Raw genomic sequence first — 24745 nt, 5'->3', positions numbered from 1 at the left:
GACCCGCCTCAGGTATGGGTGGCCGGCGAAAGGGCCGGCTGGGGCCGGTGGAACAGCCGCTCAAGCCACAAGTATATGACCGGCGTGGTGAACAGCGTCAGTGCCTGGCTGACCAGCAAGCCGCCGACCACGGCGATGCCCAGGGGTTGGCGCAGCTCGGCGCCGGTGCCGTAGCCGAGCATCAGCGGCAGCGCGCCCAGCAAGGCGGCGAGGGTGGTCATGATGATCGGCCGGAACCGGGTGATGCAGGCCTGGTAGATCGCCTCTTCCGGGGGCAGGCCACGGTTGCGCTGGGCCTCCAGGGCGAAGTCGATCATCAGAATGCCGTTCTTCTTGACGATGCCGATCAGCAGCACCAGGCCAATCAGCGCCATGATGGAAAAATCCTGGCCGCAGAGCCAGAGCATGAGCAAGGCGCCGAGCCCCGCCGAGGGCAGGGTGGAAATGATCGTCAGCGGATGCACGAAGCTTTCGTACAGCACCCCGAGAATGATGTAGACCGCCACCAGCGCGGCAAGGATCAGGTACGGCTGGCTGGCCAGGGAACTCTGGAAGGCCTGGGCCGCGCCCTGGAAGTTGCCACTGATGGCCGCCGGCATGCCGATCTCGCTCTTGGCCTGGTTGAGCATGATCACCGCATCGCCCAGGGCTACGCCCGGAGCCAGGTTGAACGACAGGTTGGCTGCCGGGAACATACCGTCGTGGGCGATCGACAGCGGGCCGATGGTGGGGGCATCGAAACGCGCCAGGGCCGACAACGGGACCATTTCCCCGGTCAGCGGCGAGCGCAGGTAGAAGTAGTTGAGGCTTTCGGCCTTGCCCCGTTGCTGGGTGTCGAGTTCGAGGATCACGTTGTACTGGTTGATCTCGGTCTGGAACTCGTTGATCTGACGTTGACCGAAGGCGTCGTACAGCGCTTCGTCGACATTGCTGGCGGTCAGGCCGAAACGGGCAGCGGCGACTCGGTCGATGTTGATGTGAGTGATGCTGCCCCCCAGTTGCAGGTCGTTGGAAATATCGCGGAAGGCCGGGTTGCTGCGTAGCTTTTCGGTCAGGCGCTGGGTCCAGGTGCTCAGGGTCGGGCCGTCGTTGCTTTTCAGCACGTACTGGTACTGGGCACGGCTGGGGCCAGAGCTGAGGTTGATGTCCTGGCCGGCCCGCAGGTAGAGAACGATGCCGGGCACCTTCATCAGTTGCGGGCGGATGCGGTCGATAAAGGCGCTGGCCGAGACGTCCCGGTCGCCACGATTTTTCAGCGAGATCCAGAAGCGGCCGTTGGCGATGGTCTGGTTGCTGCCGGAAACCCCCACTGAATGAGAGAAGGCCTGCACCGCTGGATCGGCGGCGACGATCTCGGCCAGCGCCTGGTGCTTCTTCACCATGTCCGGGTAGGAGATGTCCGCCGCCGCTTCGGTGGTGCCGAGCACGAAGCCGGTGTCCTGAATCGGGAAGAAGCCCTTGGGAATCAGGATATAGCCCGCTACGGCCATGCTCAGGGTCAGGGCGAATATTCCCAGCATCAGTTTCTGATGGGCCAGGGCTTTGCGCAGGCCGCGCTCGTAGAGGGCCAGCAGGCGCTCGCCGAAGCCCGGTTTGGCGTGTTCTGGATGGACTGGCACCCGCATGAACAGTGCTGCCAGGGTCGGTGCCAGGGTCAGTGAGACCACCACCGAAATCATGATGGTCGAGGTTGCGGTCAGGGCGAACTCCTTGAACAGCCGGCCCACCACGCCCCCCATGAACAGCAGGGGAATGAACGCCGCCACCAGCGAGAAACTGATCGACACCACGGTGAAGCCGATCTCCCCGGCACCCTTGATCGCGGCCTCACGCATGCCGTCGCCAGCCTCCAGGTGGCGGTGGATGTTCTCCACCACGACGATGGCATCGTCCACCACAAACCCCACGGCGATGACGATGGCCACCAGGGTCAGGTTGTTCAGGCTGAAGCCCATCACATACATCAGGGCGAAGCTGGCGGTCAGGGACACCCCCAGCACCGCGGAGACAATCATGGTTGCCGACCACTGGCGCAGAAACAGCGCCATTACCGCCACCACCAGCAGCACAGCGATCAGCAGGGTTATTTCCACTTCGTGCAGCGAGGCACGGATGGTCTGGGTGCGGTCCACCAGCACCTGGACCTGTACCGAGGCCGGGAGCATTGCCTCCAGGCCCGGCAGGGCGGCCTGGATCCGGTCCACCGTATCGACGATGTTGGCCCCCGGCTGGCGCGAGATCACCAGGTTGACCCCAGGCTGGTTACCGGACCAGGCCTGGACGTAGGCATCTTCGGATCCGTTGACCACTCGTGCCACGTCCTGCAAGTGCACCGGCGCGCCGTCCTTGTAGGAGACGATCAACTGGCCGTATTCCTCGGGGTGGAACAACTGGTCGTTGGTGGACAGGGTCGAGATGCTCGACTCGCCGTACAGCGCGCCCTTGGCCAGATTGAGGCTGGTCTGCTGGATCGCCAGGCGAATATCGGCCAGGGTCAGGCCGATGGCCGCCAGCTTGTCCGCCGAGGCCTGGACCCGGATCGCCGGTCGCTGCTGGCCGGTAATGTTGATCTGGCCGACGCCGTCGATCTGGCTGATCTGTCGGGCCAGCAGGGTTTCCGCGTAGTCGCTCAGCTCGGTGCCGGGCATCTGCGTCGAACTGATGCTGAGGATCAGCACCGGGCTGTCCGCCGGGTTGACCTTCTTCCAGGTTGGCAGCGTGGGCATGTCCTTGGGCAGCTTGCCGGCAGCGGTGTTGATCGCCGCCTGGACTTCCTGGGCAGCGGTGTCGATGCTCTTGTTCAGGGTGAACTGCAGGGTCAGCAGAGATGAGCCCAGGGCGCTGCTGGAGGTCATCTGGGTCATGCCGGGAATGGCACTGAACTGCACTTCCAGGGGCGTGGCCACCGAAGAGGCCATGGTGTCCGGGCTGGCCCCGGGCAGGGAGGCCGAGACCTGGATGGTCGGGAACTCGGCTTCTGGCAAGGGCGCCACCGGCAGACGCGGAAAGGCGATGGCGCCCAGCAGCACCAGGGCGAAGGTCAGCAGGACGGTGGCGACCGGATGGTCGATGCACCAAGCGGATAGGGAACCCCGGCCCTTCATGGCGTTGGCTCCTCGGCCTGCACCACTTGTGGCGGGTCACTCAGCACCTGGACCTGGGAGCCGGGCTTGAGCCGCGACTGGCCATCACTGACCAGCACATCGCCGGCCTGGACCCCGGAAATGATGTTCAGGCCACTGTCCTGATAGACCACCTGCACCGGCACGGTTTCCACCTGCTGGTCTTTGACCCGGAACACGAAGTGCTGATCCAGGCCACGTTGGACCACCGTGGGTGGCACGGTCAGGGCGCCCTGATCCAGCGCGGTCTGGATCTTTACCGTGACCAATTGCCCGGGCCAGAGCTTCTGTTGGGCATTGTCGAATTCCGCCTTGGCGCGGATGGTGCCGGTGCCGGCGTTGATCTGGTTGTCGATCAGGGTCAGGTGGCCGTTGCCCAGCAAGGCTCCGGCATTGTTGCTGTCGGCGCCGAGGTAGACCTTGACCGTTGCCGGGTCCTGGGCGCGGATCAGTTGCTGCAGGGTCGGCAGCATTTGCTGGGGCAGGGAAAACTCCACGGCAATGGGGTCAATCTGGGTCACCGAGAACAGGCCCTGGGTATCGGTCATGCGCAGGAAATTGCCTTCGTCCACGCTACGAATCCCCACCCGGCCCGTGACGGGGGAGCGGATCTGGGTGTAGGAGAGTTGCACCTGGGCGGCGTCGATGGCGGCCTGGTTACCCTGGGCCGTGGCGTTGAGCTGATTGACCAGTGCCACTTGCTGGTCGTAGGTCTGCTTCGAGATGCCGTCATCCACCGACAGCAGCTTGTAGCGCTTGAGGTTGATCTGCGCCACCTGCAACTGGGCCTGGTTTTGTGCCAGTTGGGCCCGAGCCTGATCCAGGTTGGCCCGGATCGAGCGGTCATCGATGGTCGCCAGCAGATCGCCGGTCTTGACCAGTTGTCCTTCCTTGACCAGTAACCTGGTGAGAATGCCATCCACTTGGGGGCGAATGATCACGCTGTGCAGCGACAACACCGAGCCGATACCGCTGGTGTAGCGCGGTACGTCCTGCTGGATCACTTGTACCACCCGCACCGGAATCGCTGTGGGAGCGGCCAGCTTGGTCGCGGCCGGCTTGTTCAGCAGCCACACCGCACCGGCGATGAGGCCCAGAAGCAGGGTTGCGGTCACGACGGTTTTCTTGGCAATGGGCATGGGAGGAGAGCGCCGGGGCAAGGGTGTCGGAAGGATGGCCATGATCTGTGGACAGTTATAGCCCGGCAACCCGGTCAGCAGCGTGACTGCCAGCTGTCGGCGCTGTCAGAAAACTACCGATGAGCCGCTGTAACCCAGGTTAAAGATCCGTGGCACACAGGTATACTGCCGGCCACTGTGGCTCGTACCCCGGCCCGGATTTCCTTTCCCCCTGGAGTTTCCATGAATTCCCCTGAACACCCTTCAGCCGATGACGCCCTGAGCGCTGATCCTGTGGCTGAATCGACTGTCACTGAAATCGAAGGCAAGGCCGAGATCCCGGCGTTCAAGTTTCCTTTCAAGCCGTCGGAATTCGCCTCCGCGAAAAACGCCCAGTTGCCCTGGTACAAGAACGGCGCCAGCAACGGCCACACCAAGACCCCCGGCGCAGCGCCTCCTGGCACCCGTCGCTCCATGGGTAAACGCTGATATCGCCGACAATCGAAGACGAAGTCCTGATTTGCGCTTTTTAATCGCAATGATGGCTAATTGCTTTAAACCTGAGCTGGATCAGTATTTGTAGCATCAGTGCGCTTAGAGTCAGCAGCCCTGCCGACTCCTCCCAACAAATACGAGCGCGCTTCCCATGAAGACCAACCTTCCGGTTACTGGGCGAAACGTGGACTTTGCCCCTGATGCGAACATCCTTTCGACCACCGATCTGACCAGCGCGATCACTTACGCCAATCCCGATTTCATCAATATCAGCGGCTACACCCGGGAGGAGCTGCTGGGCTCGCCGCATAACTTGATGCGCCACCCGGACATGCCGGCCGCGGCTTTTTCCCATATGTGGCGCACCCTCAAGCGCGGCCGCTCGTGGATGGGCCTGGTGAAAAACCGTTGCAAGAACGGCGATCACTATTGGGTCAGCGCCTACGTCACCCCGGTGACCCGCGACGGTCAGGCGGTGGAGTACCAGTCGGTGCGCACCAAGCCCACCCAGCAGCAGATCGAGGCGGCGCAACGGGCCTACGGCCAACTGAACACTCCCGGGACCTCCTGGTGGAACCTGTTGCCGGTCATGGGCCTGCGCCTGCGCCTGTGGACATCGATCAGTGCCAGCTTTATTGGCACCTACGGCGTCTCCGTGTGGTTGTTGCCGGAGTCCTGGATGCTCCAGGGCGCGGTGGTGGCCATGGGGTGGTGCCTGAGTGTGACGGGCGTCAGTCTGCAACTGCGCCCACTGAACCGGCTTAGCGAACGCGCCCGGCAGATCGGTGACAACCCCTTGAGCCAGGGTATCTACACGGGGCGCGCGGATGAGTTCGGGCGTATCGAATTTGCCTTGCAGATGCTCGAAGCCCAGGTGGGCGCAGTGGTGGGCCGGATCGGCGATGCCTCCCAGCGTCTGGCCGGGCATGCGGCGGAGTTGGTCGAGCATCTGCACAGCAGCCACAACAGCACCCTCGAGCAGCAGGCCGAAACCGATCAGGTGGCGGCCGCGATTCACCAGATGGCGGCCAGCGTGGCTGAGGTCGCGACCCATGCCCAGCAAGCTTCGGTGGCGGCCGATCAGGCGGAGAACGAAACCCGTGAAGGCCATCAACTGGTGGGTGAAAGCCGCAGTGCAGTGCTGCGACTGGCCAGCGAGCTGGCGCGTGCCACCGAAGTCATTCATCAGCTAGAGAGCCACAGCACGGATATTTCTGGGGTGTTGGAGGTGATCCGCAGCATCGCCGAGCAAACCAACCTGCTGGCCCTTAACGCGGCGATCGAGGCGGCGCGGGCCGGGGAACAGGGGCGCGGATTTGCCGTGGTGGCGGATGAGGTGCGCGGGCTGGCCCAGCGGACCCAGGACTCCACCAACGAGATCCAGCGCATGATCAGCACCCTGCAAAACGGTGCGCGCAACGCGGTAGAAGCCATGCAGCACAGCAGCCAGCACGTCGAGAGCAGCGTCGATCAGGCTCAGCGTGCCGCGCTGGCCCTGGATGGCATCAGCCAGCGGGTCAACCAGATCACCGAGATGAGCCTGCAGATTGCCGCGGCGGTGGAAGAGCAGAGCGCCGTCAGCGAAGACATCAACCGCAACATCATCGGCATTCGCAATGCCTGTGAGGCTACGGTTACCGCCGGCCAACTGAGTCACGCCAACTCGGGCGACGTGGCCGGGCTGGCGGGGGATTTGCGGCAGTTGGCCCTGGAGTTCTGGCACAAGCGCGGCTAGGGCTGTTCGTCGGTACGCCGGCTTCTGCAAGGCGGCGTGTCAGGCGGCTCGCAATGAGATGAATACGTAGTCCAGGGGTGTTTCGCTGACTACCTGGGCGCCGGCGGCCTGGACTTGGCCGGCGATTTCGTCCCCGGACAGATGAAAGCGCCAGGGTGGATTCGATGCCGCTGGCGGTGCCGCCTGGACCTGATCGATGGCAGTGGCCAGGGCCGCTATGTTGGGCAGGTAGGCGGTGAAACCATCCCCCTTGAGCGCCGTGGTGCGAATGCCCAGCAAGGCGCAGATGGCTTCCTTGGTGTGGATATCATCGCGGTCGGCCTGGCGCGAGCGCTGGATCAGTTCGGCCAGTTGCTTATCCACCAGTTCGCCACCCACGATCAGTTGCGGGCCCTGCTCCCAGGATTCCGGCGGGCAGTCCTTGGCCAGAGGGTTGAGGGGAACATGCGGGTTGATCTCCATGGGATAGATGCGGCACACCAGCGGCCGCCGTTCATAGATGCTGCACAGCTGATCTTCGTCAAGATTCCGGCAGGGGCCGACGTTGTAGGCGGCAAAGGTAATCGCCACATAGGCTTCGGCACTGCCACTGAGCACCCGGCAGGAGCGGCGTTCGGCATGCTCGCGCTGGTGCGCCGGCAGGCCCAGGCCGTTGTCGAGAAAGGCCTCCACCAGCACGATCACCTGACCGCCGTCGGCGGCCCAAGCCCGGGCTTCTGCGAGGGTCAGGGGCACATGGTGATCGTTGCAGCACTTGCCGCAACCTACGCAGGAAAACTGAGTGTTCATGGAGCGAAAGACCCTTGTGGACAAACGGAGGTTGCGTCGCCAATGCCGTCATCGACGTTGCTGGGGCAGTCTCAAAGCAAGTTATGCGCCATTCACCGGGTCTTGGTTACTGGACGGATAGAGTCCCATTCGCTGATTGCGGCTTTACCGGTTTGCTTGTTGTACAGGCACAGCTCGATGCCTGATCGGCCCTGCAGATGTTTCTGCGGGTATTGGCCTTGCAGCAGGAGTGCGGTGTAGCCGACCTGGTCGGGAAATTGCGCGGTGTTGCCAACAGGCTTGGGGTTCTTCAAGCCGCTGGCTTGGGTACAACTGTTCAGTACTGCTTTATCCAGGGCCTCCCAGGCTTCACTGCTGGAGGGCTGGGCCTGGCAGGTGAGGACGCTGAGGCAGATGAAACCGAGGACTTGGGCATTCATGAAGATCGCGCCTCGTGGTGTGCAAGGGGGAAGTCGTGCTTGCTGCGCGGCATCTGGCCCCGGGATCAGGCCAGGAGTCTTGGGTCGCTGCCCAGTGCCTAGGGCAGCAGTTCGCGACGCACTACATGCAGGCCGACGCTTTCATACAGGCGGCGGGCAGGCAGGTTGTCTTCCAATACCCGAAGATCGACAAAGCCTTCCCGGCGTTCGGCGAACATCACCAGGACTTGTTGCAACAAGGCGCGCCCCAGCCCCTGGCCACGGGCACGAGGGTGCACCACCAGATCCTTGATATAGGCGTTGGTCCAGCACTGGGCGACGCCAATTAATCCTGCGGCGTCTCGCACCAGCAGGCACAGTTCGGGGTCGTATTCGGCATCGGTTTCAAAGGCCTTGAGCCAACGGTCCAACGTCGGCACCTGGCCGCCGCCGTCGAGATAGGCCAGTTGCAGCAACTGATGCACGGCTTGCGCCTGCTCTGGGGTGTAGTGCTGCACAGTGATTCCGGCCGGCCATTGAGGGGCGACCTGCGGCGCGATCAGCTCGCGGCGCATCAGCAGGCAGTGGGTCCCGGTCACGCGTCAGGCGCCTTGGGTGGCGATGGCTTTGGCCGCATCGATCAGGCAGCGGGTCAGTTCTGGCGAGGAGAACTTGGTGAGCACCGCGTTGGCGCCGGCCAGGCGTGCTTTCTCGCTGTTCATGGCGCTGTCCAGCGAGGTGTGCAGCAACACGTACAGGTGGGCGAAGTCCGGGGTTTCCCGCAGGGTCCGGGTCAGGGCGTAGCCGTCCATTTCCGACATCTCGATGTCCGAGACAATCAGGTTGATCTCGCTGGCCGTGCCTTGCAGTTCCAGTAGGCAGTCGATGGCCTCTTTGGCGCTGCGGGCGGTGTGGCATTGCAGCCCGAGGTTGCGCAGGGTGTGTACCGATTGCTGCAGCGCCACCTGGCTGTCGTCCACCACCAGGATGCGGGCATTGCCCAGGGCCTCGGCATCTTCCATGCTCAGCTCGGTGGGCGCGGTCTCGATCTGTGCCGGGGCGATGCCGTGGATGACCTTCTCGATGTCCAGCACTTGCACCAAGGTTCCGTCCACCTGGGTCACCCCGGTGATGTAGGACTTGATACCACCGGAACCGAAGGGTGGAGGACGGATATCGGTGGTCAGGCAATGCACGATCTTGCTCACCGCTTGCACGTGCAGGCCCTGCTTGGAGCGGCTGACGTCGGTGACAATCAGGCAGCCACTGTCCGGGTCCGCCAGGGGGCGTTCGCCGATGGCTCGGCTGAGGTCGATCACCGACAGGGAGTTGCCCCGCAAGGTGGCGATGCCTTTTACGTGGGGGTGGGATTCCGGCAGTTTGGTCAGGGGCGGGCAGGGAATGATTTCACTGACCTTGAGCAGGTTGATTGCCATCAGCTTGCCGCTACGCAAGGTAAACAGCAGAAGCGAAAGCGAGTCTGCGCGGGCTTTGGTGGAGGACATAAAAACCTTCTATGGAAAAATTGGCTCGTGGCTCGACCCACGGACAACCATTGATAACGGGTTATCGACGTGTTCAGGCCTGGCTTTAGCGGCAACCCTGCTTTCCGTCGGCCTGTCGCACGCGGCTCTTGCGCGACGGCGTGGTCGTCAGCGAGTCAGCGCTGTTCTCTGCGCTGGCAAGCCGACTCTCATGGGCTCTAGGTTGCGCTGTCGGCGCTGACTTGCCAGCGAAACCCAGGGTCAGGGCGTCCTCGAGTCCATGGTGCATTCTTCGCTGGTAAGCCGGCTCCTACCTGAGGCCCAGGCGCTTGGCCAGGCGATTGAGGTTGGCCCTGTCCAAGCCTAGCTCACGGGCGGCACTGGCCCAGTTGTGCTGGTGCCGTTCAAGGCAGGCGTTGATCAATTGGCGCTGGTAGTGCTCAGTGGCTTGGCGCAAGTCACCGTTGATGGACGCTACGGGGGCGCTTTCAAGGCTGGGTTCGGCTGTCACGTGCTCCTTTTCACTGACACGGGGCAGGTCCAGGTCTGCCACATCCAGGCTGAGAATCTTCGGCCGCTCGCGGCAGCTGCCCAGGGCCTTGAGGGCACTGCGACCAATCAGGTGCTCCAGTTCGCGGACGTTGCCCGGCCAGCTGTAGGCCAGTAGCGCCTGTTGTGCATCGGCACTCAGGCGCAGGCTGCCCAGGCCCATGCGCGAGCGGTTCTGCTCAAGGAAGTAACCGCTGAGCAGCAGCACATCGCGGCCACGATCACGCAGGGCTGGCACCCGCAGCGGATAAACGCTGAGGCGATGGTAGAAGTCGGCGCGATAGCGACCGTTACGCACCTCTTCCGCCAGGTCACGGTTGGTGGCAGCGATCAGGCGCACGTCCACCTGGTGTTCCTTGTCTGAACCCAGGCGCTGCAACTGGCCGCTTTGCAGCACCCGCAGCAGCTTGGCCTGCACCGTGAGTGACAACTCGCCCACCTCATCGAGAAACAGGGTGCCGCCATTGGCCAGCTCGAATTTGCCTCGGCGATCCTGGGTGGCGCCGGTGAAGGCGCCACGCACATGGCCGAACAACTCGCTCTCCACCAGCGTGTCAGGCAGGGCTGCGCAGTTGAGGCTGATGATCGGTTGTTCGGCTCGGGGCGAGGCGGCGTGAATGGCCTGGGCCACCAGCTCTTTGCCGACTCCGGTCTCACCGGTGATCAGTACCGTCAGGTCGCTGCCACCCACCAGCTTGATTTCTTCCAGCAGGCGTTTATGGACCTTGCTCTGGCCGATCATCTCGCGGTTTTGCCCACTAGCCTGGCGGTAGACCTCGGCCCGCTGATGCTCGTTCTCGGCGCGCTGGGCCAGGCGCTCGATGCGCTCGGCGGCGCTGACGGTGGCGGCAGCGAGGCTGGCGAAGGCTTGCAGGGCATCCAGTTCGATGGGCTCGAAACGTTGCGGGTCCAGGGCATCGAGCGTCAGCAAGCCCCAGGGGCGCTCATCAATGAACAGCGGGCAGCCCATGCAGTCATGCACTTCCAAGTGCTCATCCAAGCCTTCTACCAAACCGTCGTAAGGGTCCGGCAATTCACTGTCGCTGGCAAAACGGGTCGGCCCGGGGCTGCTGAGCAGGGCGACAAAACGTGGATGCTCACTGACCTTGAAGCGCCGGCCCAAGGTGTCGGTGCTCAGGCCGTTGACCGCCAGTGGTACCAGCCATTCGCCATCCAGGCGCAACAGCGCCGCGGCATCGCAGGGCAGCAGGGCGCGCAGGGCTTCCAGCAGGCGGCGGTAGCGCTCGCCCTCGGGCAGCTCCCGTGACAGGTCGGTCACCAGGGGCAGCAGGGTCGTTAGTAGGGATTTTGCAGTCATAATGACTCCGTATAGTCTTAATGACTATAAATGCATGTGTGTCTTTTTGACTATTAATTTATTAGGTTATTGATTTATATAGATAATATTTATGGCACGAAAACTGATAAGACAAGGGCAACCTGCAAGCAGTCAAAAAGTCCAGGAGTTGTCCTTATGCTAAGCGTTCAAGATCGCGCCATTATCAAAGCCACTGTGCCCCTGCTGGAAAGCGGTGGCGAAGCCCTGATCACTCACTTCTACCGGATGATGCTGTCCGAGTACCCGGAGGTGCGGCCACTGTTCAACCAGGCGCACCAGGCCAGTGGCGATCAGCCCCGGGCCCTGGCCAATGGCGTACTGATGTATGCCCGGCACATCGACCAGTTGGATCAACTGGGGGACTTGGTGGCCAAGATCATCAACAAGCACGTGGCCCTGCAGATCCTGCCGGAGCATTACCCCATTGTCGGTACCTGCCTACTGCGGGCGATCTCCGAAGTGCTGGGCAGCGAGATCGCCACTCCTGAGGTGATCAACGCCTGGGGTGCGGCCTATAACCAACTGGCGGATATCCTGATCGGTGCCGAGGCCGCGATCTATGACCAGAAGGCCCAGGCACCGGGCGGCTGGCGTGGTGCGCGGGAGTTCAAGCTGGTGCGTAAAGTCGAAGAGAGTGCGGAAATCACCTCCTTCTATTTCGAGCCGGCGGACCAGGGGCCGATCCTTGCCGCCGAGCCAGGCCAGTACATCGGTTTGCAGCTGTTGGTCGACGGTGCGGAAATACGCCGCAATTACTCGCTGTCGGCGCTTGCCAGCCAGGGGCAGTACCGTATCAGCGTCAAGCGCGAAACCGGTGGCGTGGCCTCCAACTACCTGCATGATCAATGTCCGGTGGGCGCGAGCATCATGCTGTTTCCACCCGCCGGTGAGTTCACCCTGGTGGACAGCGACAAGCCACTGGTGCTGATCAGCGGCGGGGTGGGCATTACCCCGACCCTGGCAATGCTGGAAGCCGCCTTGGCCACCGAGCGTCCAGTGCATTTCATCCACTGCGCGCGCAACGGCCAGGTGCATGCCTTTCGCCATTGGGTTGACGGTCTGGCCCAGCGTCATCCACAGCTCAAGCGTTTCTACTGCTACGCCGAGGACGACGGCATCAGCCCGGCGGCCGACAAGCTGGGCCTGTTGACCCGGGAGCAGTTGGCGCAATGGTTGCCTGAGCAGCGGGACCTGGATGCCTACTTCCTCGGACCCAAGGGGTTCATGGCGGCGATCAAGCGTCATCTGAAGGCCCTGGGCATTCCCGAGCAGCAGAGTCGCTATGAGTTCTTTGGCCCGGCAGCGGCCCTGGAGTGATACCCCGGCCGGTTCTGTTCCAGGACCGGCCTTTTCCCTTCCCCAAGCGTGATCCAGACTTCCGGTCTGGACGGCTTCCTTTATGCAATCCCGCCATTTCAGTACATTTCGTACAACGGTTAATCCACTCTTAACCTGTTTATCGCTATTGTCCGCAACTGAGTAGAACTGCGGCTGCGAGGCAGCTCTGTGGCCCTGCATTGGCACCAAGCCCCTGCATTCAAAGGTCATGTTCAACGTGTAGACTTCCCGGCAGCCGGGTACGCCACTGCGAGCACGGACCGGGTCACGGTCCACGGGTTCATTTTTAAGACAGCCTCCGCCTGGCGCCGCGAGTGCCGGCAGGCAGGCTGAATACACAACATAAAGGGAATAGGGATGAATGACGACAGACTGCGTTTAGGGCGTGAACGGCGCTTCTTAGTACTACTGGGGATAATCTGCCTGGCGCTGATCGGTGGTGCCTTGTACATGCAGGTGGTGCTGGGTGAGGCGCCTTGCCCACTGTGCATCCTGCAACGTTATGCCTTGCTGCTGATCGCGCTCTTTGCCTTCATCGGCGCGGCCATGAGTTCGAGACGCGGCATCACCATCATGGAAACCCTGGTAGTCATCAGCGCCATCTTTGGTGTCGCCGTGGCCGGGCACCATGTGTACACCCAGTTCTACCCGGCAGTGAGCTGTGGCATCGACGTGCTGCAGCCGATTGTCGACAGCCTGCCGCTGGCAGCAATCTTTCCCCTGGGGTTTCAGGTCGACGGTTTCTGTTCAACGCCTTATCCGCCGATCCTTGGGCTGTCTCTGGCCCAATGGGCCCTGCTGGCGTTCGTGCTGACGGTGATCCTGGTTCCTCTGGGGATCATCCGCAATCGCAAGAAAACCTACTGATTTACCCGGAAAAGCCCCGGTCCCTCTGCAGGGACCGGGGCTTTTTCATGTGGTTCATTCGGCACCTGAAAAGTCCGTGATTTACGGCAAGTGCGGGTGCGGCAGAAGTGCGACATGTTGTCACACTGTCGCGACCATAGAGGGGCGGTGGAAGTGTTTCAACAGACTGCATTCAGGCTGACTGGTTCAATTGAAGCCTGTCAGTTTGTGTATGTCGGGCAGCCAGGCAAAAATCATAGCCTGCTATCTATACAAATCTTCACAGACCCCGTTTTACAAGGGGTGAAGCCCTATGAAAGGCCGCCTTCAACGGCTTCTCAAGCTCATGGATGGAGCATTTCCCAGGTCTTTTTTGTGGTTTTTGTTGCGAATGAAAATCGATATGATTGAAGTCCTTCGCAACAATCATGCGCGATTGTTGCGCCCAGTGATAAAAATTATTTCGGGATAAGACATGGTTTATAAAACGCGACATATCTACAATCGCCCGCACTGAATTTCCGACGCTGCTCAACCCTGAGCACACGTGGACGGTCGAGGGGCGGATTGAGCGCTCTATGCGACTGCGGGTGTCGGCACCTTCCAAACTTCCGCACCAAATGGAATTGGTCTGTAACAAGGCCTTTGACCACGAGATCGAATAAGAACCACTGCTAGCCCGGGATGTGTCGTTGAGCGTTTAACGCAACGGGCAGGCCCTTATTCAATTGAAGAAAAATGCCAACCCTTGGCAGGGTGAAGTGTTGGCGATCAAAACCCAACTGCATTGCGCAAGCTGCTTTAGAGGTCGTGAGATGAGTAAAAACAGGTACCCCCGATTACTAGGCTTATTGCCGCTGCTCGGCATGTTGATGCTGGGAGGCTGCAAGTGGACCTTGCTCGATCCCAAGGGTCAGGTCGGTCTGGATGAACGAAACCTGATCATCACGGCGACCATCCTGATGCTGCTGGTGGTTGTGCCGGTCATCATCATGACCTTCGCCTTCGCCTGGAAATATCGCGCCTCCAACAAGGAAGCGACCTACGCGCCGAAGTGGTCCCACTCCACCAAGATCGAGATCGCGGTGTGGCTGGTTCCAGTGCTCATCATCATTGCCCTGGGTTACATCACCTACAAGTCGACCCACGCCCTGGACCCTTACCGTCCGCTGGATTCCGACGTCAAGCCGATCACCATCGAAGTGGTCGCCATGGACTGGAAGTGGCTGTTCATCTATCCCGACCAAGGGATCGCCACCGTCAACAAGATCGTGTTCCCGGCCCATACCCCGGTCAATTTCCGGGTGACTTCCGACACCGTGATGAACTCGTTCTTCATCCCGGGCCTGGGCGGCCAGATCTACGCGATGGCGGGCATGACCACCAAGCTGCACCTGATTGCCAACCAGAACACCGAACTTGAAGGTATCTCCGCCAACTACAGCGGCGCGGGTTTTACCGGCATGAAATTCAAAGCGGTCGCAACCACTCAAGAAGATTTCGACGCCTGGGTAAATGAAGTCAAGAAGGCACCTAAACAGCTGGACACCGCTGAATACGAAGCCCTTTCCAAGCCAAGCCAAAACAACCCTGTAGAACTCTACTCCGCGTACGCACCGAACCTGTTCCAGACCATCGTCGACAAGTACGAAGGCATGAAACCGGGCTCGCCGCTCAAGCACGAGAAGAAAGAAAAGGAAGTTGCCGCAACGCAAGGAATGGACGTGAGTTCGCATTCAGCTGCCGGGGCAGAGGAGTAAACGATGTTTGGTAAATTAAGTCTGGACGCGATTCCGTTCCACGAGCCGATTGTCATGGTGACCATTGCCATGATCGCGCTCGGTGGTCTGGCGCTTTTCGCGGGAATCACCTACTTCAAGAAGTGGACCTACCTGTGGACCGAGTGGCTGACGTCGGTCGACCACAAGAAAATCGGCGTGATGTACATCATCGTCGCCATGGTCATGCTGCTGCGCGGTTTTGCCGACGCCATCATGATGCGTACCCAGTTGGCCATGGCCACCGAGGGTTCGCCTGGCTACCTGCCACCTGAACACTATGACCAGATCTTCACCGCCCACGGTGTGATCATGATCATCTTCATGGCGATGCCATTCTTCACTGGCCTGATGAACCTTGTCGTGCCGCTGCAGATCGGCGCGCGTGACGTGGCCTATCCGTTCCTCAACTCCCTGAGCTTCTGGCTGCTGGTGTCGGGCGTGGTGCTGATCAACCTGTCCCTGGGCGTTGGCGAATTCGCCAAGACCGGCTGGGTTGCCTATCCGCCGCTGTCGGGCCTGCAATACAGTCCGGGCGTGGGTGTGGACTACTACATCTGGGCGCTCCAGCTATCCGGGCTAGGTACGACATTAACCGGGGTCAACTTCCTGGCCACCGTGCTGAAAATGCGTACCCCAGGCATGAAGATGATGGACATGCCGATCTTCACCTGGACCTGCACCTGGGCCAACGTGCTGATCGTCGCTTCGTTCCCGATCCTCACCGCTACCCTGGCACTGCTGACGCTTGACCGTTACATGGATTTCCACATTTTCACCAATGAACTTGGTGGCAATCCAATGATGTACGTGAACCTGTTCTGGGCCTGGGGTCACCCCGAGGTGTACATCCTGATCCTGCCAGCGTTCGGTATCTTCTCCGAAGTCATCTCGACCTTCTCGGGCAAGCGCCTGTTCGGCCACCACTCGATGATCTACGCATCCGGCGCGATCTCGATCCTGGGCTTCATGGTTTGGCTGCACCACTTCTTCACCATGGGTTCGGGGGCCAGCGTCAACGCCTTCTTCGGCCTGGCGACGATGCTGATTTCGATCCCGACGGGGGTGAAGCTATTCAACTGGCTGTTCACCATCTATCACGGCCGCTTGCGCATCACCAGCCAGGTTCTGTGGACCCTGGGCTTCATGGTGACCTTCGCCATCGGCGGCATGACCGGCGTACTGCTGGCCATCCCGGGTGCCGACTTCGTCCTGCACAACAGCCTGTTCGTGATCGCTCACTTCCACAACGTGATCATCGGCGGCGCAGTATTCGGCTACATCGCCGGCTTCAGCTTCTACTTCCCGAAAGCCTTCGGCTTCAAGCTGCATGAAGGTTGGGGCAAGGCTGCGTTCTGGTTCTGGATCTCGGGCTTCTTCGTCGCGTTCATGCCGCTCTATGCACTGGGCTTCATGGGCATGACCCGTCGTCTGAACGCCACTACCAACCCTGAGTGGGTGCCGTACCTGTACGTCGCCATGGTGGGTGCAGTGATGATCGCGGTAGGTATCGCCTGCCAGTTGATCCAGCTGTACGTCAGCGTGCGTGATCGCAAGCAGAACATGTGCGTCTCCGGCGACCCATGGAATGCTCACACTCTGGAATGGTCGACCTCGTCGCCACCACCGTTCTACAACTTCGCGGTACTGCCGAAAGCCGAAGGCATCGACCCGTTCACCGAAGCCAAGGAAGACGGCACTGCCTACGCGCAGCCAGGTCGCTACCAGCCGATCCACATGCCCAACAACACCGCTACCGGTGTGGTCATGGGGGCTCTGCTGACCGTGTTCGGTTTCGCCATGATCTGGCACATCTGGTGGCTGGCCATCGCAAGCCTGGCCGGCACCGTGATCTATTTCGCGATCCACGCTGCCCGTGATGATCAAGGCTACATGGTGCCGGTCGAGACGATCGAGCGCATCGAAGCCGAACAGCACAAGCGTCTGGTATCGGAGAACAAGATCCCGGCTACCCGTGTTGAAACCTCGTTGGAACAGGCTTAATCCATGTCGAACTTAGTGACCAATGCTGGACACGCCCATGTCGATGACCATGGGCACGATGACCATCACCACGACTCGGGCGAGATGACCGTATTCGGTTTCTGGCTCTACCTGATGACCGACTGCATTCTGTTTGCGTCGATCTTCGCGGTATACGCGGTACTGGTTAACAACGTAGCGGGTGGCCCATCGGGCCACGACATCTTCGAACTGCCATACGTACTGGGCGAAACCGCTCTGCTGCTGTTCAGTTCGATCACCTACGGCTTCGCCATGCTGGCGTTCTTCCGGGGCAACAAGAAGCAGGTACTGGGCTGGTTGGCCATGACCTTCCTGTTCGGCCTGGGCTTCATCGGCATGGAGATCAACGAGTTCCACCTGCTGATCTCCGAAGGCTACGGCCCTAGCCGCTCCGGCTTCCTGTCCGGGTTCTTCACCCTGGTCGGTACCCACGGTCTGCACGTGACCAGTGGTCTGATCTGGATGGCGATCATGATGTATCAGGTGCAGAAAAAAGGCCTGACGGCGACCAACAAGACCCGTCTGAGCTGCCTGAGCCTGTTCTGGCACTTCCTGGACGTGGTGTGGATCTGCGTATTCACCGTTGTTTATCTGATGGGGACTATGTAAATGGCTAACACACACTCCCACGACGAAGCCGGCCACGGCAGCGTCAAATCCTACGCCATCGGCTTCATCCTGTCGGTCATCCTGACAGTGATTCCATTCGGCCTGGTGATGTACCCATCGCTGCCCAAAGACGTGACCCTGTGGATCGTCCTGGCGTTCGCGGTGATCCAGGTGCTGGTGCACCTGGTGTACTTCCTCCATCTGGACCGCTCCGAAGCGCAGCGCAACAACGTCGTCGCGTTCATCTTCGCCGCGTTGGTCATTGTTCTGCTGGTTGGTCTGTCGTTGTGGATCATGTTCAGCATCCACACCGTCATGATGGCGAAGTGAGGTAAGCCCGATGTCGCTCAAGCACTTTATCCAAATCACCAAACCGGGGATCATTTTCGGTAACGTGCTTTCTGTGGCAGGCGGGTTTTTCCTGGCCTCGAAAGGGCATGTCGATCTGGCCATTTTCCTGGCCGCGATGATCGGCACCTCGCTGGTGGTAGCGTCCGGTTGCGTGTTCAACAACTGCATCGACCGTGACATCGACCTGAAGATGGAGCGCACCAAGAACCGCGTGCTGGTCCAGGGCCTGATCTCCCTGGAAGCGGCCCTGGTCTACGCCTCCATCCTCGGCATTGCCGGCGTCGCCTTGCTGTACTACGTGGCCAATCCGTTGGCCGCGTTGTTCGCGGTAATCGGCTTTGTCATCTACGTCGGGTTCTACAGCCTGTACCTCAAGCGCAAGTCGGTTCACGGCACGCTGGTGGGCAGTCTGTCGGGGGCCATGCCGCCGGTGATCGGTTACGTGGCCGTGAGCAACAGCTTCGACATGGCCGCGTTGACCCTGCTGGTGATGTTCAGCCTGTGGCAGATGCCGCATTCCTATGCCATCGCGATCTTCCGCTTCAACGATTACCTGGCTGCATCGATTCCGGTGTTGCCAGTGAAGCGTGGGATCCGCGTGGCCAAGAAGCACATCCTGCTCTACATCCTGGCATTCCTGGTAGCGACCCTGATGCTGACCTTCAGCGGTTACGCCGGCATGAGCTACCTGGCGGTAGCGGCGGCGATGGGCATGTACTGGTTGTACATGGCCTGGACCGGCTACAAGGCGGTGGATGACACCGTGTGGGCGCGCAAGCTGTTCGTGTTCTCGATCTTCACCATCACCGCGCTGAGCGTGATGATGTCGGTGGATTTCAAGGCCCCTACCGAGCTGTTGCTGACCTACGCGCACTAAGCTGTCCAGGCCACAGAAAAGCCTCGCCTTCGAGAGAAGCGCGGGGCTTTTTTATAGCGCTTCGGGGGCCGTCACATCATTTAAAGCTTTTCGGCCCGATGAGGTTGCATGGCCGGGTAAAATGCCTCGCTCGTGGATGAACCTGAGTGGATGTAATGGAAAGCCGTATCGAACTATACGATTCGCAGGCGCGTTATGGCGTCGTCAGTCGCGGACTGCACTGGGCCATGGCATTGGCCTTTGTCTGGATCTACAGCACCACCGGTGCACATTACCTGTTGGCCGATTCGGCCCTGGACGAATTCCTTTGGCCGACCCACAAGCAAGTGGGCCTGCTGCTGATGGGCCTGCTGCTGGTGCGGGTGGTCTGGGCGCTGTTGAATCGTCATCGCCGGCCACCGAGCCTCAACCTCGCCGCGACGCTGGGTCATGGGCTGCTGTATGCCGGGATGTTCGCCATCCCGTTTCTCGGGCTGTTGCGCCAGTTCGGCTCGGGCCGGGCCTTTACCGCCTTCGGCCTGCCGATCATGAACGGCTTCGAAGGGCCGAAGATCCAGTGGATGACCGACCTGGGCAACAGCTTCCACAGCCTGCTGGGCTGGACCCTGCTGGTGCTGATCGTCGGCCACATCGGCGCGGTGATCCTGCACTGTGGCAAAGGCCAGTGGGAGGTCCTGCGGCGCATGGCCGGGCGTGCGGCCAGGGCTTGAGGCCAAAAAAGCCCCGCCTTCGAGAGAAGTGCGGGGCTTTTTATTGAGTGCACGTCAGTGGGCCGTTTAAAATACTGAAATGACTCTACTCATGCAGGAAGCGGAATGATGAAGAAAAAAGCCGTTATTGTTTTTAGTGGCGGACAGGATTCGACAACTTGTCTGATCCAGGCATTGCCGCTCTATGATGAAGTGCACTGCATTACCTTTGATTATGGTCAGCGGCACTGTGCGGAAATAGAAGTGGCGCAGCGGCTTGCAAAACAACTGGGGGCGACGGTCCACAAAGTAATGGATGTTTCGTTGCTGAACGAGTTGGCGATCAGCAGCCTTACCCGGGACAATATCCCGGTTCCGACGGTGAACAGCTCTGGCGAAAGCTTGCCAAGCACTTTCGTGCCTGGAAGAAATATTCTGTTTTTAACCCTGGCATCTATTTATGCCTATCAAGTGAAAGCTGAAACCGTCATTACCGGTGTGTGTGAGACGGATTTCTCTGGTTATCCTGATTGTCGGGATGAGTTTGTGAAGGCCTTGAACAAGGCTCTTGAATTGGGCATGGAATACAAACTGCGTCTTGAGACGCCATTGATGTGGCTGAACAAGGCGGAGACTTGGGCTCTGGCGGATTACTACAATCAACTGGACTTGATTCGCGATCATACGTTGACTTGCTACAACGGCATTCTGGGCAGTGGTTGCACTAGTTGCGATGCGTGTAACCTTCGCGCAAAAGGCTTGAATGAGTACCTGAAGAATAAAACAGGCTTCATGAGTAGCTTGAAGAACAAGCTGGATCTGAACTAACCGTAGGTTGATGAAGTTTAACACTGCGCCTAGCTACCAGATGAGTGTTAAAAAATGTCTTGAGTTACTGGACGCTGCATTGTTTTTCCTGACAGCCTGCTAAGTACCGTTTGAATAGGGACCTTGCTCCATAGGCAGGCAAGATGTTGAAGAATGCGAGAAATACTTTGATCGCGATCTGAACATAAATCATGTTCAGGATACTGCTATTCGGCATCAGCCCATAAAACGCAATGTAGCAGAAAATGAAGCTGTCAATGATTACCGCGAAAAAGGTGCTCAAGAATACCCGCAGGAACAGGAACCTGGAGTTTGTCAGTTCTTTGATTTTGCATAGTAAGTATGAGTTTATATTTTCAGAAATAAGAAAAGATACAGAAGATGCTATTAGTACCGAAGATACGTGAGTGATCACGTCGTTATAGGGGGTGTCGAACTTCCAGCCTGGTAGCCCCGGGAGAAGGGTTGAGGCATAAAGCAGGATGGTGATCATGGCGGTGCTTGCAAATGCAAAAAAAATCGCCTTTCTTGCAAGCCTGAGTCCGAAGTTTTCGTTCAGCAAGTCGACGATTAAGAATGTCAGAGAGTAAAGAAAGGTGCCAGGAGTGATAACGATATCGAATCGTTCCAGATAAATCGGTTTGGTCGCAGCAATGCTGGTGAAGATGTAAAACGTAACAAGTAGCAGGCTCAGTACAATGTATGTCATCCATGATTTTTCGTGACGATCATTCAGGTCGTAAACGGTGAGTGCCTCTCCTTGGGAGTAAAGTTTTCTATACAGGTTTTTAATTTCTGTTTTGTTTAAGTTGTCTATTATTTCGCTGTTCAGTACTTCTTTTAACTTGACTCTGATAACTTTTCCTGTGGCGATAACCATAATCACGGCAAGGTTCTTGTTGTTTTCAAAACCCAGCAATTTGTATTTGCTATTTTCGATTTCAGCTTCAGGCGATATCATTGAAGCGTTCCTCAATGATATCGCCCACGACACACATGTGGTCTGAACTGGAGATAGTGTCATTTACGATAGACAGCTTTTTTGTCAGCCTGTCGTACACCAGTTTTTCTTTGTCGTCAGTCGTAGAACCTCTTTGTATGATCAAAAGATCGCCGGGCTCATTCCTACCATGGATTTCGTGCTCCAGTAGCACTGCTATCAAGTTGTAGGCAGTGCCGAAGTAATAGGTCAGTGGGTACAGCGTGGCCAGCGCACCAATCCGTTTGTCCATGTTGGCTATCAGCAAGCTTTCCTTGAAGATCGGAACAGCCGCTGGGTTCATATTGCCTTGAGGGGAAATACTGCTGTCGATGATCTCCTTCTCTTCAAAGTCGACGGTTTCTATTTCTTCGTAGGAAACGCCGAAAAAATCAGAAATCTTTCTAATAGTGGATTGCTGTACATTAGTAACCTTGCCTTCCAGAATATTATAAATGGTCGTTCTGGTCAGGCCGCTGGCGTTGCACAAAGATAGTTGCGTCTCGCCACGACTCTTTATCAGGTATTTAATATTGCTCTTTAAATGCTCTGTTCTTTCTCTTTTGTGCATCAAGTGCTCACCATTTCCCTATAGTCGTCACGCGTTAAACTTTTCATGGCTGTCGTGCGCGATATTATATTTAGTTGCTCAATCAGCAAGGCTGAGATCGGTTAGATCTCAGCGGTAAATTCTTGTCGAATTCTTCCGTAGTCTGTACCAACTCGCTAATGCTCCTTTAGCCAGCCTATATCCATCCTGGGATATGTCGCTGTCGGTATTCTGGGCGATCAAATCGTTGAGAAGGATCGGTTCGGGGGTCGCCAAGGGGGGAGTGTTGCATGCACCAGCCATGACAATAAAGCCTGGGTAGCTCGTTGTCGTAATCCTTGTCGGCGAACGTCCAGCAGTTACGCCAGGGTGGTGTTTCGGTTTTCTGCCAAAAAAGCATCATTTAAATTTGAAAGTGTTTAATTTTTTGATTAATTGATTTACACCTCGTACAGTCTGCGCCAAGGCTAGGTTCAGCCCGATGTGCATACACGAACGTGAAATCAAGGAAGCGTGCTGTCGTTCGTGGCACGCAACACTCAAGGAAGGGACACAGAATAATGGCAGCTGATACTGAACAACTCAGGAGCCAGGCCGATCTGCTGCGGCGTGGCTTGGCGGACCTGCGAGCAGAAGACGCCGAGCTGGCAAGGATCCTCGACGCCGAAGTCACGCGTCAACACCGCACGCTGTCCCTGGTTTCATCTTCCTGCGCGGCCAATCCTCGAACCCTGGCGGCGTCAGCTTCGGCGCTGGTCAACGTCACGGTGGAGGGTACTCCTGGCAGACGCGATCACACCGGGTGCGAGAACGTCGACCTGGTCGAGTCCCTGGCGATCCGACGGGCGCAAGAGCTGTTTGCTGCCCAATACGCCGGTGTGCAGTCACACTCGGCCTCCAACGCCAATTACCAAGTGCTTTGTGCCCTGCTCGAGCCCGGGGATACGGTTCTCGGAATGGCCCTCGATCACGGCGGGCACCTTACCCATGGCAGCCCTGTGGCGTTCACGGGGGCCAACTACAAGGCGATCCGCTACGGCACCACCTCCCAGGGCGTCATCGATTACGAAGAGGTGCGCCAACTGGCGCTGGCCCATCGTCCGCGGATCATCATCTGTGGGGCGACTGCTTATTCTCGGGTCATGGATTTCCAGCGGTTCCGCGCGATTGCCGATGAGGCCGGGGCTATCCTGCTGGCAGACATTTCATATATCGCCGGGCTGGTTGCCACGGGGCGCCACCCGAGCCCGATCGACCTGGCGCACGTCACTACGGTCTGTACGCACAAGCAACTTGCAGGGCCTCGCGGTGGCCTGATTCTTTCGGGCCGAGACGCCCACACCAAGGTTCCCGGTCTGCGGTCAACCTTCAGCCGAATCCTCGACCAAGCCGTATACCCCGGGATGCAGGGCGCACCTGCGGTCAATATGATTGCGGCAAAGGCTGCCGCACTGGGCTACGCCATGTCCCCGGAGTTCGACGCCTATATGGCGCGGATTCGCAGCACTGCGGATGAAATGGCCAGCGCGTTTATGGCGCAGGACTACGAAGTCGTGGGCGGGGGGACGGAAAACCATATGATTCTGCTGCGTTTGCGGGGCGGCATCAGCGGTTCCATTGCAGAGTCGGCACTGGAGCAGTGCGGCATCATCGTGAACAAAAAACGTGCACCGGGTGAAACCCGATCGTCATTTGTCGCCAATGGGCTATGTATCGGTACTGGCTCCATCGCCCAACGCTACATCGATCCCCAGGGGTGCCGAGAGGTAGTCGAGCTGGTTTGTCAGATACTGGACAAGGTGATGCCCCTTGGCGAGAAAAAGTACCACCTGGAGCCTGCGTTGCAGGAACAGTTCCGACTACAGACCGAGGCGTTGTGCGCGATGTACCCCATCCTCGACTACGGGGATCGCTGAGCTAAGAAAAAGCCCCGGCTTCGCGCTGAAGTACGGGGCTTTTTCATGTCTGCTGCAGGCGCTGCCGAGGTTTTCGCGAGCAAGCTCGCGCCTACCGGAGCCGGGTTACAGCTGTTGTTGCACGCTGTAGCCGTCGAACGCGGTCTGCTGCTGGATCGCGGTAACGATGTTCTTGCGGGTGGCCTGCTGCTCGTTGCCATCCTTGTCGAAGAACATCTCGCTTTCCAGCTCCGCCTCGTCGCCTTCGCCAACAAAGGCGAAGCCGAGGAATTCGAAGGCTTCACGGTCGACGTTGGCCTTGGAGCGCGGGCGCATCGGCAGGGTGACGCTGATGCCGTCCTTGCTGATGGCGAACACTTCCATTTCCTTCTTCGGCCGTGCCTTGCTCTTGCCGCCGCTGGGGTTGCTGATGGCCTGGTGGGTCTGGTTCAGCACTTTCAGGGCCAGGCCGTAGACCAGTTCCTGGAAGTCCGGGTCGTCCTTGTAGCTGGAGAGGATCCGGCTGATGGGGAATTTCTTGCTCAGGTCTTCCAGGGCAGCGAGGTCTGCGGTCTCGGCATCCTTCAACTGCTTGAGCTGGCCCATGAGTTCATAGGCGGTATCGTCGTCAAAGCGGTCGTGGGCCTGGCGAATAGCGGCACGCAGTTCGCGAATCTGGTCACTTTCTTTCGAGGTGTGAAAGGCGTCGAGCACCATCTCGCTGATGGTCTTGGCCTGGGACACGTGCTGTGAAAGATGCATGGCGTTTTCGTATTCGCTCTTGTTGGACAAGGCGACGACGGATTCTTTGGGGTTGGAATCAGGCATTGAACATCCACTACTTGGTTTAACGGGTTTGAGGCGCGAAAGGCCCAGGGGGATTTTCGGGGGGCGCCTAATCTATTGGACCCGAAGACTATTGTCACGGACCAAGCGCCTGCCCGATCGAGG

At 59.1% G+C, this 24745-nt stretch carries 22 protein-coding genes and 1 pseudogene; 13 read left to right on the top strand and 10 right to left on the bottom strand.

What is annotated here, in order from left to right; all coding sequences use genetic code 11:
* Positions 1 to 8 precede the first annotated feature (8 nt).
* Together GV819_RS14390 and GV819_RS14385 are read right to left on the bottom strand one after the other, a co-directional pair.
* Positions 9 to 3104: a multidrug efflux RND transporter permease subunit gene (locus tag GV819_RS14390; RefSeq protein ID WP_161756718.1), complete on the bottom strand. Its 3096-nt coding sequence runs from the start codon at positions 3102 to 3104 to the stop codon at positions 9 to 11.
* Positions 3101 to 4261: an efflux RND transporter periplasmic adaptor subunit gene (locus tag GV819_RS14385; protein ID WP_161756717.1), complete on the bottom strand. Its 1161-nt coding sequence runs from the start codon at positions 4259 to 4261 to the stop codon at positions 3101 to 3103. Before GV819_RS14385 ends, GV819_RS14390 begins: the two co-directional genes overlap by 4 nt.
* Before the next feature lie 222 nt (positions 4262 to 4483).
* Here GV819_RS14385 and GV819_RS14380 point away from each other — a divergent pair, with 222 nt between their 5' ends.
* The 3 genes and pseudogenes from GV819_RS14380 (at position 4484) to GV819_RS14375 (ending at position 6470) form a co-directional block, all read left to right on the top strand.
* Positions 4484 to 4729 carry a hypothetical protein gene (locus tag GV819_RS14380; RefSeq protein ID WP_161756716.1) on the top strand — a complete coding sequence of 82 codons (246 nt, stop codon included), beginning with the start codon at positions 4484 to 4486 and terminating at the stop codon, positions 4727 to 4729.
* 157 nt (positions 4730 to 4886) lie between these two features.
* Positions 4887 to 5168 (top strand): annotated as a pseudogene (locus GV819_RS33745) (PAS domain-containing protein); the annotation flags it as partial.
* Between the two features lie 246 nt (positions 5169 to 5414).
* Positions 5415 to 6470 carry a methyl-accepting chemotaxis protein gene (locus GV819_RS14375; RefSeq protein WP_372242108.1) on the top strand — a complete coding sequence of 352 codons (1056 nt, stop codon included), beginning with the start codon at positions 5415 to 5417 and terminating at the stop codon, positions 6468 to 6470.
* 39 nt (positions 6471 to 6509) lie between these two features.
* Here GV819_RS14375 and GV819_RS14370 read toward each other — a convergent pair whose 3' ends face one another.
* The 5 genes from GV819_RS14370 to norR form a co-directional block, all read right to left on the bottom strand.
* Entirely contained in the window at positions 6510 to 7259 is a 750-nt protein-coding gene (locus GV819_RS14370) for a YkgJ family cysteine cluster protein (RefSeq protein WP_161756714.1), read from the bottom strand.
* A 92-nt stretch (positions 7260 to 7351) separates the two neighbouring features.
* A complete protein-coding gene (locus GV819_RS14365) occupies positions 7352 to 7678 on the bottom strand; it encodes a hypothetical protein (RefSeq protein WP_161756713.1) in 327 nt (108 codons plus the stop codon).
* Positions 7679 to 7776: 98 nt separating this feature from the next.
* Positions 7777 to 8256: a GNAT family N-acetyltransferase gene (locus tag GV819_RS14360; RefSeq protein ID WP_161756712.1), complete on the bottom strand. Its 480-nt coding sequence runs from the start codon at positions 8254 to 8256 to the stop codon at positions 7777 to 7779.
* Positions 8257 to 8259: 3 nt separating this feature from the next.
* The gene (locus tag GV819_RS14355) at positions 8260 to 9162 is read right to left on the bottom strand and encodes a chemotaxis protein CheV (protein ID WP_161756711.1); all 903 of its coding nucleotides are present in this window, start codon (positions 9160 to 9162) and stop codon (positions 8260 to 8262) included.
* 289 nt (positions 9163 to 9451) lie between these two features.
* On the bottom strand, positions 9452 to 11008 hold the full coding sequence (norR, locus tag GV819_RS14350) for a nitric oxide reductase transcriptional regulator NorR (protein ID WP_161756710.1): 1557 nt from the start codon (positions 11006 to 11008) through the stop codon (positions 9452 to 9454).
* Positions 11009 to 11164: 156 nt separating this feature from the next.
* On the opposite strand from norR, the gene hmpA reads away from it, so the two are divergent.
* The 9 genes from hmpA (at position 11165) to queC (ending at position 20370) form a co-directional block, all read left to right on the top strand.
* Positions 11165 to 12346: an NO-inducible flavohemoprotein gene (hmpA, locus tag GV819_RS14345; RefSeq protein WP_161756709.1), complete on the top strand. Its 1182-nt coding sequence runs from the start codon at positions 11165 to 11167 to the stop codon at positions 12344 to 12346.
* A 378-nt stretch (positions 12347 to 12724) separates the two neighbouring features.
* Complete coding sequence (locus tag GV819_RS14340) at positions 12725 to 13234, top strand: disulfide bond formation protein B (protein WP_161756708.1); 510 nt, start codon at positions 12725 to 12727, stop codon at positions 13232 to 13234.
* Between the two features lie 794 nt (positions 13235 to 14028).
* Complete coding sequence (gene cyoA / locus GV819_RS14335) at positions 14029 to 14973, top strand: ubiquinol oxidase subunit II (protein WP_161756901.1); 945 nt, start codon at positions 14029 to 14031, stop codon at positions 14971 to 14973.
* Between the two features lie 3 nt (positions 14974 to 14976).
* Positions 14977 to 16995 carry a cytochrome o ubiquinol oxidase subunit I gene (gene cyoB, locus GV819_RS14330; protein WP_161756707.1) on the top strand — a complete coding sequence of 673 codons (2019 nt, stop codon included), beginning with the start codon at positions 14977 to 14979 and terminating at the stop codon, positions 16993 to 16995.
* A 3-nt stretch (positions 16996 to 16998) separates the two neighbouring features.
* Positions 16999 to 17625 (top strand): cytochrome o ubiquinol oxidase subunit III, encoded by a 627-nt coding sequence (locus GV819_RS14325; RefSeq protein ID WP_161756706.1) that lies wholly within the window; start codon positions 16999 to 17001, stop codon positions 17623 to 17625.
* Entirely contained in the window at positions 17626 to 17955 is a 330-nt protein-coding gene (cyoD, locus tag GV819_RS14320; protein ID WP_161756705.1) for a cytochrome o ubiquinol oxidase subunit IV, read from the top strand.
* Between the two features lie 10 nt (positions 17956 to 17965).
* Positions 17966 to 18853, top strand: a complete 888-nt coding sequence (gene cyoE, locus GV819_RS14315; protein ID WP_161756704.1) for a heme o synthase — start codon at positions 17966 to 17968, stop codon at positions 18851 to 18853.
* A gap of 155 nt (positions 18854 to 19008) precedes the next feature.
* On the top strand, positions 19009 to 19563 hold the full coding sequence (locus GV819_RS14310) for a cytochrome b (RefSeq protein WP_161756703.1): 555 nt from the start codon (positions 19009 to 19011) through the stop codon (positions 19561 to 19563).
* A 108-nt stretch (positions 19564 to 19671) separates the two neighbouring features.
* On the top strand, positions 19672 to 20370 hold the full coding sequence (queC, locus tag GV819_RS14305; protein ID WP_161756900.1) for a 7-cyano-7-deazaguanine synthase QueC: 699 nt from the start codon (positions 19672 to 19674) through the stop codon (positions 20368 to 20370).
* A 64-nt stretch (positions 20371 to 20434) separates the two neighbouring features.
* On the opposite strand, the gene GV819_RS14300 is transcribed toward queC, so the two are convergent.
* Both GV819_RS14300 and GV819_RS14295 read right to left on the bottom strand, forming a co-directional pair.
* Entirely contained in the window at positions 20435 to 21331 is an 897-nt protein-coding gene (locus tag GV819_RS14300; RefSeq protein WP_161756702.1) for a queuosine precursor transporter, read from the bottom strand.
* Positions 21318 to 21920 (bottom strand): helix-turn-helix transcriptional regulator, encoded by a 603-nt coding sequence (locus GV819_RS14295; protein WP_161756701.1) that lies wholly within the window; start codon positions 21918 to 21920, stop codon positions 21318 to 21320. Before GV819_RS14295 ends, GV819_RS14300 begins: the two co-directional genes overlap by 14 nt.
* A gap of 539 nt (positions 21921 to 22459) precedes the next feature.
* On the opposite strand from GV819_RS14295, the gene glyA reads away from it, so the two are divergent.
* Positions 22460 to 23815 carry a serine hydroxymethyltransferase gene (gene glyA / locus GV819_RS14290; RefSeq protein ID WP_161756700.1) on the top strand — a complete coding sequence of 452 codons (1356 nt, stop codon included), beginning with the start codon at positions 22460 to 22462 and terminating at the stop codon, positions 23813 to 23815.
* Between the two features lie 105 nt (positions 23816 to 23920).
* Here glyA and GV819_RS14285 read toward each other — a convergent pair whose 3' ends face one another.
* Positions 23921 to 24622, bottom strand: coding sequence for a hypothetical protein (locus GV819_RS14285; RefSeq protein WP_161756699.1), 702 nt, complete (start codon positions 24620 to 24622; stop codon positions 23921 to 23923).
* Positions 24623 to 24745: the final 123 nt, after the last annotated feature.

Source organism: Pseudomonas sp. Fl5BN2, from assembly GCF_009908205.1.
In the GTDB taxonomy this organism is placed as follows: domain Bacteria; phylum Pseudomonadota; class Gammaproteobacteria; order Pseudomonadales; family Pseudomonadaceae; genus Aquipseudomonas.
Note: the sequence above shows the minus strand (reverse complement) of the source record. Positions and strands in the feature narration are given on the sequence as shown.